A 12,803-nucleotide genomic window follows, 5' to 3' on the forward strand; every position below is an offset into this window, starting at 1 on the left:
GGTCGTTCACCCGACCAACGGTCGGGTGACACCGGCATAATGCACCGGTTGGTACCCACCGTTGATGGGTGCGCGCCCATCGAGATCCCGCATGACCGCCCCCACCCGCGACGCCGTACCGGTCGTCCGCCTCTCTTCGTTCTACCTGGTCTACTACGCCGCGCTCGGCGCGTTCACCCCGTACTGGTCGTTGTTCCTGACCTCCCGCGGGATGAGCGTCACCGCGATCAGCGTGATGATGGGCATCTGGTACGCCACCCGCATCGTCGCGCCCACCACGTGGACCTCGCTTGCCGCCGCCTCGCCGCGCCCGATTTTCTGGCTGCGCTTGGGCTGCGTGCTGACGCTGCTCACGTTCTGCGCGTTCCTGCTGCCGCTGCCGCAACCGTGGCTGTACCCGGCGATGGTCGCGTTCTGCTTCTTCTACAACGCGGTGATGCCGCAGTTCGAATCGATCACGTTGACCCACCTGGGCAGCGACAGCCATCGCTACGGGTTGATCCGCGTTTGGGGCTCGCTGGGTTTCATCGCGGTGGTGATGCTGTTTGGCTGGATCATCGAAGGCCACGGCGGCGCCGGCAACGCGCACCTGCTGCCGTGGCTGATGCTGCCGCTGTTCGGCCTGCTGACCGCCTCGGGGTTTGCCAACCACTACGCGCGCAACCTGCAGCGCAGCGACGGCGACGCGACCGGCTTCTGGCAGATCGTGCGCAAGCCGCAGGTGCTGGCCTTCTTCCTGGCCGCGTTCATGGAACAGCTGTCGTTTGGTCCGTACTACACGTTCTTCTCGGTCTACATGGACCACCACGGCTATGCCACCTCCACGCTGGGGCTGCTGTGGACCGTCGGGGTGGTATTCGAAGTGGGCGTGTTCTTCACCATCGGCCGCTTCTTCCGCCGCTATGACGCCAGCTGGATGCTGCTGATTGCCCTGCTCAGTTCCACCGTGCGCTGGGCGATCACCGCGCTGTTCCCGGAGAACCTGCCGGTGATGCTGATGGCACAGACCGCGCACGCCCTGGGGTTTGCCGCGTTCTTCGCAGCCGCGATGCAGATGCTGGCCACCTATTTCCCCGGCCGCCTCAACGGCCACGGCCAGGGCCTGCTGTATGGCTTCTCCTCCGGCGTGGGCGGCGTGCTGGGCGCCCTGATCGCCGGCCAGCTGTGGGGCATCGACCAGGGCCGCACCGCCTTCCTGGCGGGCAGCGGCTTCGCGCTCGCCGGCGCCCTGCTGTGCTTCTTCGCCATCAGCCTGCCCCTGCTCCGCGCCCGCCCGCGCCCCCGCAGATGACGGTAGTGCCGGCCGCTGGCCGGCAACCCCCGCGCCCCCAACCCGACCACGCCGATAAGGTAGGCTCACCCCTCCCCCAAGACTGGAGCCGCCGATGCGACCGACCCGCCTGTGGGCACTGCTGCTCGCCGCCGTCGCCCTGCCTGCCGCCGCCGAGCCGATCCTGTTCGAGAACGCGCGCGTCTTCGATGGCCAGCGCGACCGCGGCATCACCCCCGTGCTGATCGACGGCGCCCGCATCGTGCACATCGGCACGCCCCTGCCCGCTGCCGCCACCGGTGCGCGCCGGGTCGATTACACCGGCAAGACGCTGCTGCCTGCACTGGTCAGCAACCACGCGCATGTGGGCAACACGCAGGGGTTGGAGCACGGCGACCGCTTCTACACGCGCGACAACGTGGTGCGCGACCTGCGCCAGTTCCAGCGCTATGGCATCACTACGGTCACCGCGCTGGGCATGAATGGCGCCGACTTCTTCGCCCTCCGCACCGAGGTGAACGCCGATCCCCGCCTGGGCGCGCAGCTGTACGGCGCCGGCGGCGGGATCGGCGCGCCCGATGGCGCACCGCCGGCTGACAGCATGGGTCTGCGCCACGATCCGGTGGCACGCCCGCGCACCGCTGAACAGGCGCGCGCGGCGGTCGCCACCCAGCATGCTGACGGTGTGGACCTGATCAAGTTGTGGGTGGACGACCTCGGCGGCAAGCGCCCGATGATGAACCCGGAGGTGTACCGCGCCGCCATCGCCGAAGCGCACGCACGCGGGCTCACCGTGGCCGCACACATCCACGACCTTGACCAGGCCCGCGACCTGGTCGATGCCCGGGTCGACATCCTCGCCCACGGCATCCGTGACCGTGCAGTCGATCCGATGCTGGCCAGGAAAATGCGCGACCAGGGCACGTGGTACATCCCGACGGTGGCCATCGACGAGGCCAACTACTGGTATGCCGAACACCCGCAGGCGCTGCAGCAGCCGTTCCTGCGCCAGGCCCTGCACCGCGACGTGCTGGCGCGCTGGTCGCAGCCGGAATGGCAGCGCGCGCAACTGGCCGGCAGCGGCATTCCGGCCGCGCGCGAAGCGGTGGCGACCAACCTGGACAACGTGCGCCGCCTGCATGCGGCCGGGGTCAAGCTGGGTTTCGGCACCGACGCCGGTGCGATGCCGCATCGGGTGATCGGCGTTGCCGAACACCGCGAGCTGCAGTTGCTGGTGCAGGCCGGGCTGAGCCCGGCACAGGCACTGCAGGTGGCCACGTCACAGGCGGCAGACCTGCTGGGCCTGGCCGACCGTGGCCGGATCGCCGCCGGCAAGCGCGCCGACCTGCTGGTGCTGGACGCCGACCCGCTCACCGACATCGCCAACACCCAGCGCATCGGCGCGGTCTGGCAGGCCGGGCAGGAAGTGGCCGGGCCGATCACGGAGTAACCCCCCGGGTTCTTCGCCCCTACGCGAGGTAAGCAGAAACATGCCTTGACGCATTTCAGACGCAGCCGTCGGTGGGTCGAGCGCTGGGCCCCCATGCCCTTTCCGGCGAATGTCCTCCGGCGTCGGCCTGCGGCCGCCCCCTCCCCCTTTATTTCGCCTCCAAGGGCATGGGGGCCCAGCGCCCGACCCACCGACAGCGCCCGAAAAGCCAGGCTTCTCCGCTGCTTACCGCAAGCCGAGCCCCGTAGCAGCCGGTAGGCTCCTGGGCAAAATAAAGGAGGAGGCCGCCCCGCGGCCGGGGGACATTTGCACCAGGGGCCTTATCTGTTCGGAATCTGGCAGCGTAGGCGTCGAGAGCCGGCGTGGGCCGCCGTAGGGGCCTGGATCTCGACGATCGACCTGTAGCTGGGCGCCCACGCCGGAATCTCCCTTGATCCGCCCGAACAGTTGCTCGAGGCAGCACTCGAAGTGATAAGACTGGGCAAGCGGGGGAGCTCTCGACCTTTCCAGCCTAGCGGAGATTTCCCATGAGCGGAATCGGGATCGATGTGTGCAAAAAACACCTGGATGTTGCGGTCTTTCAAGGCCCGGCCCGGCAGTTCAACAACACCGCAGCCGGTCACTGCAAGTTGGTGAGATGGCTGAATACGCTACCGGTGAAGCAGGTGGTGCTGGAGGCCACCGGCGGCTACGAGCTACCGGCTGCTGCGGGGCCCTCACGCTCGCGACCGGCCGGATCGGAGACGCCAGCCGATCCAAACGGCGCCTGCACACACGGCAACCCGCGTCGCGTCGTGCTCACTCTGCGACGGCTCGGGAAAAGAACCTGACCCGTCCTGCCATAGGTTGACACCTGTGGCGGATGAATCGGCCGCCGTCAGGCGGCCAAGGACGCCCGATGCACTGCATCGGGCGTCTGCATTTTAAGGGACAGGTGCGGCCGCTCGGCGTTATAGATCGCCACCGACTCGGCCACCATCTGCCGTGCCTGCGCCAGGTCCCGAGGGCGATGCAGCAGGAATTCGCCTTTCAAGATCCCATTTACCCGTTCTGCCAACGCATTCTGGTAGCAGTCGTAGCCGTCGGTCATCGAGCAGGTTACGCCGTGCGCGGCGTGGATCTTCTGGTAGTAATCCGAGCAGTATTGGATGCCTCGGTCGGAGTGGTGGACCAACCGTTGGCGCGTTTTTCGCCCCTTCAACGCCATTTGCAGGGCTTGGGCGACCTGCTCTGTCTGCAACGTGTCATGCACGCTCCAGCCTACGATCTTGCGTGACCACGCATCGGTAATCAGGCTCAGATAGACGAATTTCCCCTGCGTCGGCAAGTAGGTGATGTCGGCGACCCACACCTGCTCGCAGCCGGTGGGTACCACGCGCCGCTCGCCAGCTTTGAGCAGGTTGGGGTGCCGTCGGAAGCGGTGATGGCTGTCGGTTGTCTTGTGATATGCCCGCCGCATGGGAACCAGGAGCCGGGCATCACGAAGGACTCCAAACAGGCGGTCCCGCCCCATCGCTATCCCCGATTCCTGCAGTGCCGGCCTGATCAGACCGTGGAGCTTGCGGGTGCCGATGCGTGGCTGACGGGCCCGATAGCCACCCACCAAGGCGATCGCCCGCGCGCCCTCGACCAGCTGCTGTTGTTGGCGATGGCCGGCTTTGTAGTACGCCTGCCGACTAATGCCGAAATGTCGGCAAGCCCTTGCCACGCTTAGGCCTTGGAGGCGCCCTTGCGTGAGGACTTGCCGGAAGGCTTTTTTACGATCCGCACCCCGTAGTCCTCTTTGAGAACATCGACGATGGCTTCGAAAAGCTGCGCTTTCTCGTTGGCTTCCCGCAGTTGCACCTGCAAGGCCTTGATCTGTTGTTCCGGCGTCAGCGGCTTGGCCGCCCCGCTTTTGGGTGAAGTGGTCATGGGGGCAGATGATGCACCACCCGACCAGTCCTGCCGACCATGTCGGCGAAGCCACTTCAGCACGGTACTGCTGCCTTGGATGCCGTATCGATCCTGGGCCTGACGATAGGTCAGCTCCCCACGCTCGATCTGGTCGACCACCGCCAATTTGAAGGCCAGCGAGTAATCCCGCTGGCTGCGCCTGAGTGTTGAATTCATTGAACATTCCTCTTCCTGTGGGAAAAGGTGTCAACCCAATTCAGGACGGGTCAACCACAAAAAAAAGGGCGCCTTTCGGCGCCCTTCTTCGTCGTGCGATCGACCGCTTACCAGACCAGGTCGTCGGGCACCTGATAGGCCGGGTCGGCGTACGGGTCAGCCTCGGCGGTGGCGTTGGGATCCACGCGCAGCGCAACCGACGGGGCGAAGATCGCTTCGGCCTCGTCGAGCACGGCCGCCGTCACCAGCAGGTAGCGGCCGTTCTGCTGCAGCACGCCCAACTCGCCGGCGTTGAGCGCCTTGAGCTGGTCGGCGGTGACGTACACGCGCTTGATTTTGCCACCGTAGTTGAAGTGGCGGGCAATCTCGGCGCCGGCGTCATTCAACGACTTGCCTTCCAGCAGCACGTCCAGCTTGGCCTTGGCTTCGCGGCGCAGGCGTGCCTCTTCCTGCTTCAGGCGCTCGGCTTCGATGCGGTCGTCTTTTTCCTTCTGCGCACGGATCGCGTAGGCCTTGGCCAGGTCGATGTCCTCGCGCGAACGGGGCTTGCCCTGGCCGGCGTTCTGGCCCTGGCCGGGACGATTGCCGCCACCCGGGCGGCCCTTGCCGTGCGGCGCGCGGCGCGCGGCATCGCCCTCGCGCGGCGGACGCCCCGGGGCACCCTCACGCGGCGGGCGCGCTTCGCCGGGCTTGCCCGGGGGACGCGCACCGTGGGGTTTGTTGCCCGGCCGGCCGTCACGGCGGGCGTCGGGTTTGCGTTCTGGCTTGGGCGCGGATTTGAAACCAAGGCCCAGCAGCTGGTCGCGGAGTGTATCGCTCATGACGTGGAATCGATCAGTAGTGCGGGGGCGGCGGTTCTTCGCCCGAATCGGAATACAGCGCGTTGCGGACCTTGCCCAGGTCCTCCAGCAGCAGGCGGGTCAGGTCGGCGTTGCGGCTGCCTTCGATGCGTGCATCGGCCAGTGCTTCACTGAGCTCGGCCAAGGCCTGTTCCTGGAAGGACACGCGCATTTCCAGCTCGATCAGGCGCGCTTCCAGCGCCTGCTCACGCGGTGTGGGGGTTGAATCATGCATGCAGCGAACGTCCCCGGCCAATGCCGTAGTAGGCCAGGCCCGCGGCTTCGATCTCCTGCGGGTCGTACAGGTTGCGGCCGTCGAACACGACCGCATCGTTGAGCATCTCGCGCAGGCGGACGAAATCCGGGCTGCGGAACTGCTTCCATTCGGTCACCACGACCAGCGCATCGGCGCCGTCCAGCGCGTCGTAGGCGTTGTCGCAGAACACCAGGTCATCGCGCTGCCCGAAAATGCGGCGCGCTTCGTCGGTGGCTTCGGGATCGTAGGCGCGCACGGTGGCGCCGCCTTCCCACAACTGGGCCAGCAGGCGCCGGCTGGACGCTTCGCGCATGTCGTCGGTGTTGGGCTTGAAGGCCAACCCCCACACCGCGAACGTCTTGCCACGCACGCCTTCGTCCTCGCCACGGTCGTAGTGGCGCTGGATCAGCTGGTAAAGATGCCCCTTCTGCGCTTCGTTGACCGCCTCCACCGCGTTCAACAGCTTCGGCTCATGGCCATGCTGCTGCGCGGTGCGGGCCAACGCCTGCACGTCCTTGGGGAAACACGAGCCGCCGTAACCGGCGCCCGGGTAGATGAAGTGCCAGCCGATGCGCGGATCCGAGCCGATGCCCTGGCGGACCTGCTCGATATCGGCACCGACCTTCTCGGCGATGTTGGCAATTTCGTTCATGAACGAAATCTTGGTCGCCAGCATCGCGTTGGCGGCGTACTTGGTCAGCTCCGCCGAGCGCACGTCCATTTCCACCACACGGTCGTGGTTGCGGTTGAACGGTGCGTACAGGCGGCGCATCAGCGCCACCGAATCGGGGTTGGAGGCGCCCACCACGATGCGGTCCGGCCGCATGCAGTCGGCAACCGCGTCGCCCTCCTTCAGGAATTCCGGGTTGGAGACCACGTCGAACGCGATCTCAACCCCACGCGCCGCCAGTACCTCGGCAATGGCGGCACGTACCTTGTCGGCCGTGCCTACCGGCACGGTCGACTTGTTCACCACCACGGTCGGCACGGCCATGTGCGTGCCGATCGTGCGGGCCACCGCCAGCACGTACTGCAGGTCGGCGCTGCCGTCCTCGTCCGGTGGCGTGCCCACGGCGATGAAAATCACCTGGCCATGCGTGATCGCGCTGGCAGCATCGGTGGTGAAGGCCAGCCGCGATGCGGCGTGATTGGCCTTGACCATCGGCTCCAGGCCCGGTTCGTAGATCGGGATGACGCCACGGTTCAGGCCATCGACCTTGGCCTGGTCGATATCGACGCAGACCACCTGGTGGCCGACATCGGCCAGGCAGGTACCCGTGACCAGACCGACGTAACCGGTACCGAAAATCGCTACACGCATGTCCGTGGGGACTCCAGTTTCGCTTACGGCAGGACGTTGAGCAGTTCGACGTCGAAGGTCAGCGTCGCGTTCGGACCGATCGGACCGCCCGGCGTGCCCTGTTCGCCGTAGGCCAGCTCGCCCGGGATCCAGAAGCGGTACTTGGACCCGGTCGGCATCAGCGAGACGCCTTCGGACCAGCCCTTGATCACCTGGTCCAGGCCGAATTCGATCGGCTGGCCACGCTCGTAGCTGCTGTCGAACACGGTGCCGTCCAGCAGCTTGCCTTCATAGTTGACGCGGACCTTGCTGGTCGGCATCGGGCGCTCGCCCGAACCCGGACGCAGCACCTGGTACTGCAGGCCCGAGGCGGTGGTGACAACGCCCGGCACCGTCTTGTTCTTGGCCAGGAACGCGTTGCCTTCGGCACGGTTGGTACCGCCCTTGGCAGCCGCTTGGGCCTGCATTTCAGCCTGCTTGCCGGCCATGAAGCCTTCCAGCGTGGCCTTGGCCTGCTCCGGGGTCATCTTGGCGGTGCCACCGTTGAAGGTGGTGGTGACGGCATCGAACAGCGCGTCCAGGTCCAGGTCCGCCTTCAGCGGTGCCAGCGACGGACCCACGGCGTAGGTGCCCAGCATCAGGCCCACCTTCTCGCGGTCCACCTTCGGCGGCGCGGTACCCGGGGCCACGCCCGGCACCGGCTGGCCACTCTTGGCCATCATCGCCTGGCGCAGGGCGGCGTCGGTCTTCTGCGCCTCGTCCTGCGAAATCAGCGGCGGCTTGCCTTCAAAGGCATTGGTCACGCCGCGGCGCAGGGCAGCCAGATCGATCTCGCTGGAGATCGGGGCAAACGAGTTGGCCACATCGATACCGATGGCGTAGCCGAGCTTTTCCCGTTGGGAGTTCAAAGCGGAAGTCTCCTTGACGGCCGCACGCGCGGCCGGTTGTTGCGACATCACGGTACCGGTGGCACCCATCGCCAGAATCAGAACCGACGCCGCGGCGCCGCGCATTCCCATCTTCATTCGCTGCTTTCCTGGAAGTGACTGGACGCCGACGACGGCGCGAAAGCGATCATTGTCGCACGCACATGCGAGATGTCGAGGTGGTCAGTGCTTTGCCGGTGTGACAGACAGCTCACGTTCGATCGCGGCCACCAGCGCCTTGTCGTCCGGCGTGACCTTGCTGGGGAACTGCGCCACCACCCGGCCGTCCCGGCCGATCAGGTACTTGTGGAAGTTCCAGCCCGGCGCCACCCCGGTGGCGGCGGTCAGCCGCTGGTACAGCGGCGTGGCCTGCGGCCCGGTGACCTGCACCTTCTGGAACATCGGGAACTTGACCCCGTAGGTCAGCGTGCAGAATTCCTGGATCTGGGTCTCATCGCCCGGCTCCTGCCCCTTGAAGTCGTTGGACGGGAAGCCCAGCACCGAGAACCCGCGCGCGGCGTACTTCTGCTGCAGCGCCTCCAGGCCTTCGTACTGCGGGGTGAAGCCGCACTTGCTGGCGGTGTTGACCACCAGCAGCACCTTGCCGCCGTACTGCTTCTGCAGGTTGACTTCGGCCTTGCCGGCCAGCGGGCGATAGGCCACGTCCAGCAGCCCGGCCGCGTGGGCCCCGCCGGCGGCCAGCAACCCGCCCAGCAGCAGCGTCACGCCCCAGCGGCGCACCCGCACGGTGGCCGCACGGCGCGGGGACGACTCAAGGGGGGTCAGGGGCATCGCAACACTCCACGAAAGGGATGAAAAGGGCTGTTTCGGACTATATCACCGGCACTTTTGCCGCTGCATGGCAGGGCCGGCAGCGCCCTGCCGGGGCGCCGACCGACGGACCTGGCGCCCCCGGCACCCACCGCGGCCCAGGGCCGGGTCAGCCCCGGCTTGCCGAATCTGGCGGTCTGGCGCCGCACCTGAATAGAGGCGCCCGCTCACCTACCATTGACCAGACTGAATGGACGATAGCCCACCCGGCCGTGAGGGATCCAAAACATCCTTTTACAAATCAACCACTTGAAATCACGGCGGGGTCGCTGTCATACCCCTGCCATCAGTTGGGGCTGGCAACCTGTTGCACTCCGGCGTGCCGGTGTTATAGTTGCATACAACACCAGTCACCTGATGCAGGGGAAGCCCATGAACCGCATGCGCCGCCGCCAGTCCGCCAAAGCTGTCACCGCCGCCTCCGCGCTGTTGCTGCTCGGCTGGCTTGGCACCCCCGCCGGTGACATCGGCAGCACCGCCGCCACCGGTGCGTTTGAAAGCCCGCAGGACGCAGGCGTACTCCAGGCAGGGAACGCCAACGGCGCCCCCACGCCCCCCCGCCGGCTGCACAGCTCCCTGTCCATGCCTTACTTCTCATTCGCACAGTCGCTGAACCCACGGAGCTGACCATGAGCGATATCCAATGGAGCGATGGTGCTCCGATCTACCGTCAGCTGAAAGAGCGCGTGATTGCCATGATGCTTGACGGCATCATCAAGCCTGGCGACGCCCTGCCTTCGGTCCGACAGGTCGCCGCCGAGTACCAGCTCAACCCCATCACCGTTTCACGCGCCTACCAGGAACTGGCTGACGAAGGCCTGGTCGAGAAGCGCCGCGGGCTGGGCATGTTCATGACCGAGGAAGCGGCCACGCAGCTGCGCAGCAGCGAGCGCGACCGGTTCCTCAATGAAGAATGGCCACTGGTGTTGGAACGCATCCAGCGCCTGGGCCTGAATCTCGACGAATTGCTGCCCCAGGGGAAATCCTCATGAATGCCGTTGCAAGTGATGTCGTCATTTCCGCCCGCGGCCTGCGCAAGGCCTACAAACAGACCGTGGCGCTGGACAACACCAGCTTCACCATCGCCCCGGGCCGGATCACCGGCCTGATCGGCCCCAACGGCGCCGGCAAGACCACCCTGCTCAAGGCGCTGCTGGGCCTGACCACGGTGGAAGGCGAGCTGCAGGTGCTGGGGCTGGACCCGGCCGTGCAGCGCAACGCGCTGATGAACGATGTGTGCTTCATCGCCGACGTGGCCGTGCTGCCGCGCTGGATGAAGGTGCGCGAAGCGATCGACTTCGTCGCCGGCACCCACCCGCGCTTCGACCGCGCCCGCTGCGAGCGTTTCCTGGCCTCGACCAAGCTGCAGCCCAAGCAGCGTGTGCGCGAGCTGTCCAAGGGCATGATCGTGCAGCTGCACCTGGCGCTGGTGATGGCCATCGATGCCAAGGTGCTGGTGCTGGACGAGCCGACCCTGGGCCTGGACATCCTGTACCGCAAAGAGTTCTACCAGCGCCTGCTGGAGGATTACTTCGACGAGCAGAAGACCATCATCGTCACCACCCACCAGGTGGAAGAGATCGAGCACATCCTCACCGACGTGATGTTCATCCGCGATGGCCGCATCGTGCTCACCACCGACATGGAAGACATCGGCGACCGCTACAGCGAAGTGCTGGTGTCGGCCGAATCGCTGGATGCCGCCCGCGCCCTGCAGCCCATCGATGAGCGTGCGCTGCCGTTCGGCAAGACGGTGCTGTTGTTCGACGGGGTGCCACGCGCCCAGCTCACGCCCCTGGGCGAGATCCGCAGCCCGGGGCTGGCGGACCTGTTCGTGGCCATCATGAAGGGAACCTACGCATGAACACCGTCCACTACCACCCCATCAGCAAGGCCAGCACCTTCAAGTGGATGCTCAAGCGCGAATACTGGGAGAACCGCGGCGGTTTCCTGTATGCGCCGCTGATCGCCGGCGCGATTTCGCTGGTGATGAGCCTGATCGGCATACTGTTCGGGCTGCTGGCCATGAACCGCGCGGCCAAGAGCGGCGGCCTGGTGATCGACAATGAAAGCGTCAACGTCAACGGGCTGGACCTGGCCCTGCTGACGAAGAAGCTGGACGCCGAGGCGCTGCACAACCTGGCCAACGGCCTGGACCTGACCCTGCTGCTGAGTTCGCTGTGGCCGTTCATCGTGCTGGCCTTCGTGGTGTTCTTCTACTGCCTGGGGGCGCTGTACGACGATCGCCGCGACCGCAGCATCCTGTTCTGGAAGTCGCTGCCGCTGTCGGACACCCAGACCGTGCTGTCCAAGGCGCTGAGCGCCCTGCTGGTGGCACCGGTGATCGCGGTGATCGCCTCGATCCTGACCATGTTCGGCTTCCTGCTGATCATCAGCGTGGTGGTGCTCAGCCACGGCGGCGACCCGATGACCCTGATCTGGGGCCCGGCCAGCCCGTTGGCCATCATGGCCGGCCACCTGTCCTGGCTGCCGGTGTACCTGCTCTGGGCACTGCCGAGCGTGGGCTGGCTGCTGATGTGCTCGGCCTGGGCCAAGACCAAGCCGTTCCTGTGGGCGGTGATGCTGCCGCTGTTTGCCGGCATCATCGTCAGCAGCACGCACCTGATGAACGCCTTCGACAGCACCAGCGGCTGGTTCTGGAAGCACATCGTCGGCCGCCTGTTGCTGGGCACCCTGCCGGGCAGCGACGTGTTCTACCGCACCGACCAGCTGCGCGCGGTGATCGGCGACCGTGACAACCTGGTGGCCGCACTGGCCCCGACCAACCAGCTGGCCGCGTTGAGCCTGCCCGATATCTGGATCGGTGCCGCAGTGGGCGTGGTGTTCATCATCGTCGCCATCCGCCTGCGCCGCCGCGCCGGCGAGATCTGATCGATTCATTCAAGGAGCCGCACATGATCCGCACGCTCGCTGTTGCTTCCCTGCTGTTGCTGCCGCTGTCGGCCCTGGCCGAACAGCCGCAGTGCACGTTCAATGAACCGCGCGACCTCAAGCTCGACCTGGCCGGTGCCAAGGCAGTGGTGTTCGAGGTCAACCAGCACGATCTGGTGCTCACCGCCGGTGGCGGTGCAGCCCAGCTCTCTGGGCGCGCCTGTGCCTCCAACGCCGACTGGCTGCGCCAGCTCACCGTGACCCAGCAGAAGGTGGGCGACAAGCTGGTGGTGCGCCTGCAACGCGAGAAGCAGAACCTCAGCATCAACATCGGGGGCAGCAACTACGCCTACCTGGACCTGCGCGGCAGCGTGCCGGACACCCTGCTGGTGCAGCTGAAGGTCGGCTCGGGCGACGTCAGCGTCACCGGCGCGCACTCGCTCAGTGCCGACGTCGGTTCGGGCGACATCACGTTGCGCGACATCAAGGGCCCGGTCACCGCGGCGATCGGCTCCGGCGATGTGACCCTGGACGGTGCCGGCGCGCTCAATCTGCTGTCGGTCGGCTCGGGCGACTTCAAGGCACGCAACCTGCGCGGCAACGCGAAGGTCGGCACGGTAGGGTCGGGCGATCTCGAACTGGACGGCGTGCAGGGCAACGTGACGCTGGAAACGCTGGGCTCCGGTGATGCCGACGTGCGCCAGGTCAAGGGCAACGTCAGCGTCGGCAACGTGGGCTCGGGCGATGTCGAGCTGCGCGGCGTGGGCGGCAACGTCAGCGTCGAACGGCATGGTTCCGGTGACATCACCGCGCGCGATGTCAGCGGCGACCTGACCGTGGCTCACAGCGGCAGTGGCGATGTGCGCCACAGCGGTATCGGCGGTCGCGTGCAGCTGCCGCGCGGCAAGTAATCCCCCCCTTTCCAGG

The 12,803-nt window shown here is 66.4% G+C and carries 13 protein-coding genes and 1 pseudogene; 8 read left to right on the plus strand and 6 right to left on the minus strand.

What is annotated here, in order from left to right:
• The first annotated feature begins 91 nt into the window (after positions 1-91).
• The 3 genes and pseudogenes from ACZ0AE_RS12450 to ACZ0AE_RS12460 all read left to right on the plus strand — a co-directional run.
• Positions 92-1,291 (plus strand): MFS transporter, encoded by a 1,200-nt coding sequence (locus ACZ0AE_RS12450; RefSeq protein ID WP_448133999.1) that lies wholly within the window; start codon positions 92-94, stop codon positions 1,289-1,291.
• A 94-nt stretch (positions 1,292-1,385) separates the two neighbouring features.
• Positions 1,386-2,720: an amidohydrolase family protein gene (locus ACZ0AE_RS12455; protein WP_463601282.1), complete on the plus strand. Its 1,335-nt coding sequence runs from the start codon at positions 1,386-1,388 to the stop codon at positions 2,718-2,720.
• 527 nt (positions 2,721-3,247) lie between these two features.
• Positions 3,248-3,424, plus strand: a pseudogene (locus tag ACZ0AE_RS12460) (IS110 family transposase); the annotation flags it as partial.
• Between the two features lie 173 nt (positions 3,425-3,597).
• On the opposite strand, the gene ACZ0AE_RS12465 reads toward ACZ0AE_RS12460, so the two are convergent.
• From ACZ0AE_RS12465 to ACZ0AE_RS12490, 6 genes are all read right to left on the minus strand, one after another.
• Positions 3,598-4,832 (minus strand): IS3 family transposase gene (locus tag ACZ0AE_RS12465; RefSeq protein ID WP_463601283.1). Its coding sequence is split into 2 segments (ribosomal slippage): positions 3,598-4,481 and positions 4,481-4,832, totalling 1,236 coding nucleotides; the frame shifts between segments, so codons are not numbered across the junction.
• A 107-nt stretch (positions 4,833-4,939) separates the two neighbouring features.
• Positions 4,940-5,653, minus strand: coding sequence for a DUF2058 domain-containing protein (locus ACZ0AE_RS12470; RefSeq protein WP_038687609.1), 714 nt, complete (start codon positions 5,651-5,653; stop codon positions 4,940-4,942).
• Between the two features lie 13 nt (positions 5,654-5,666).
• The gene (locus ACZ0AE_RS12475; protein ID WP_038687608.1) at positions 5,667-5,906 is read right to left on the minus strand and encodes a SlyX family protein; all 240 of its coding nucleotides are present in this window, start codon (positions 5,904-5,906) and stop codon (positions 5,667-5,669) included.
• Positions 5,899-7,248 carry a UDP-glucose dehydrogenase family protein gene (locus ACZ0AE_RS12480; protein ID WP_463601284.1) on the minus strand — a complete coding sequence of 450 codons (1,350 nt, stop codon included), beginning with the start codon at positions 7,246-7,248 and terminating at the stop codon, positions 5,899-5,901. The genes ACZ0AE_RS12475 and ACZ0AE_RS12480 overlap by 8 nt, the downstream gene beginning before the upstream one ends.
• 23 nt (positions 7,249-7,271) lie before the next feature.
• Positions 7,272-8,252, minus strand: coding sequence for an FKBP-type peptidyl-prolyl cis-trans isomerase (locus tag ACZ0AE_RS12485; protein WP_038687603.1), 981 nt, complete (start codon positions 8,250-8,252; stop codon positions 7,272-7,274).
• Between the two features lie 84 nt (positions 8,253-8,336).
• Positions 8,337-8,945, minus strand: a complete 609-nt coding sequence (locus tag ACZ0AE_RS12490; RefSeq protein ID WP_463601285.1) for a glutathione peroxidase — start codon at positions 8,943-8,945, stop codon at positions 8,337-8,339.
• A 411-nt stretch (positions 8,946-9,356) separates the two neighbouring features.
• On the opposite strand from ACZ0AE_RS12490, the gene ACZ0AE_RS12495 reads away from it, so the two are divergent.
• From ACZ0AE_RS12495 to ACZ0AE_RS12515, 5 genes are read left to right on the plus strand one after another with little or no spacing between them, the layout of a single operon-like run.
• A complete protein-coding gene (locus tag ACZ0AE_RS12495; protein WP_038687600.1) occupies positions 9,357-9,611 on the plus strand; it encodes a hypothetical protein in 255 nt (84 codons plus the stop codon).
• Between the two features lie 2 nt (positions 9,612-9,613).
• Positions 9,614-9,976 (plus strand): GntR family transcriptional regulator, encoded by a 363-nt coding sequence (locus ACZ0AE_RS12500; RefSeq protein WP_019185943.1) that lies wholly within the window; start codon positions 9,614-9,616, stop codon positions 9,974-9,976.
• Positions 9,973-10,848 (plus strand): ABC transporter ATP-binding protein, encoded by an 876-nt coding sequence (locus ACZ0AE_RS12505; RefSeq protein WP_038687597.1) that lies wholly within the window; start codon positions 9,973-9,975, stop codon positions 10,846-10,848. Before ACZ0AE_RS12500 ends, ACZ0AE_RS12505 begins: the two co-directional genes overlap by 4 nt.
• Positions 10,845-11,876 carry an ABC-2 transporter permease gene (locus ACZ0AE_RS12510; protein WP_463601286.1) on the plus strand — a complete coding sequence of 344 codons (1,032 nt, stop codon included), beginning with the start codon at positions 10,845-10,847 and terminating at the stop codon, positions 11,874-11,876. The genes ACZ0AE_RS12505 and ACZ0AE_RS12510 overlap by 4 nt, the downstream gene beginning before the upstream one ends.
• A gap of 23 nt (positions 11,877-11,899) precedes the next feature.
• Entirely contained in the window at positions 11,900-12,787 is an 888-nt protein-coding gene (locus ACZ0AE_RS12515; RefSeq protein ID WP_447594615.1) for a DUF4097 family beta strand repeat-containing protein, read from the plus strand.
• Positions 12,788-12,803: the final 16 nt, after the last annotated feature.

The sequence above is a fragment of the Stenotrophomonas sp. AC248 genome (genome assembly GCF_979258185.1).

What these genes read in the sequence shown, in the direction of transcription:
- ACZ0AE_RS12450 (WP_448133999.1), top strand. Translation starts at nt 92, where the DNA reads ATGACCGCCCCCACCCGCGACGCCGTACCGGTCGTCCGCCTCTCTTCG.
- ACZ0AE_RS12455 (WP_463601282.1), top strand. Translation starts at nt 1,386, where the DNA reads ATGCGACCGACCCGCCTGTGGGCACTGCTGCTCGCCGCCGTCGCCCTG.
- ACZ0AE_RS12470 (WP_038687609.1), bottom strand. Translation starts at nt 5,653, where the DNA reads ATGAGCGATACACTCCGCGACCAGCTGCTGGGCCTTGGTTTCAAATCC.
- ACZ0AE_RS12475 (WP_038687608.1), bottom strand. Translation starts at nt 5,906, where the DNA reads ATGCATGATTCAACCCCCACACCGCGTGAGCAGGCGCTGGAAGCGCGC.
- ACZ0AE_RS12480 (WP_463601284.1), bottom strand. Translation starts at nt 7,248, where the DNA reads ATGCGTGTAGCGATTTTCGGTACCGGTTACGTCGGTCTGGTCACGGGT.
- ACZ0AE_RS12485 (WP_038687603.1), bottom strand. Translation starts at nt 8,252, where the DNA reads ATGAAGATGGGAATGCGCGGCGCCGCGGCGTCGGTTCTGATTCTGGCG.
- ACZ0AE_RS12490 (WP_463601285.1), bottom strand. Translation starts at nt 8,945, where the DNA reads ATGCCCCTGACCCCCCTTGAGTCGTCCCCGCGCCGTGCGGCCACCGTG.
- ACZ0AE_RS12495 (WP_038687600.1), top strand. Translation starts at nt 9,357, where the DNA reads ATGAACCGCATGCGCCGCCGCCAGTCCGCCAAAGCTGTCACCGCCGCC.
- ACZ0AE_RS12500 (WP_019185943.1), top strand. Translation starts at nt 9,614, where the DNA reads ATGAGCGATATCCAATGGAGCGATGGTGCTCCGATCTACCGTCAGCTG.
- ACZ0AE_RS12505 (WP_038687597.1), top strand. Translation starts at nt 9,973, where the DNA reads ATGAATGCCGTTGCAAGTGATGTCGTCATTTCCGCCCGCGGCCTGCGC.
- ACZ0AE_RS12510 (WP_463601286.1), top strand. Translation starts at nt 10,845, where the DNA reads ATGAACACCGTCCACTACCACCCCATCAGCAAGGCCAGCACCTTCAAG.
- ACZ0AE_RS12515 (WP_447594615.1), top strand. Translation starts at nt 11,900, where the DNA reads ATGATCCGCACGCTCGCTGTTGCTTCCCTGCTGTTGCTGCCGCTGTCG.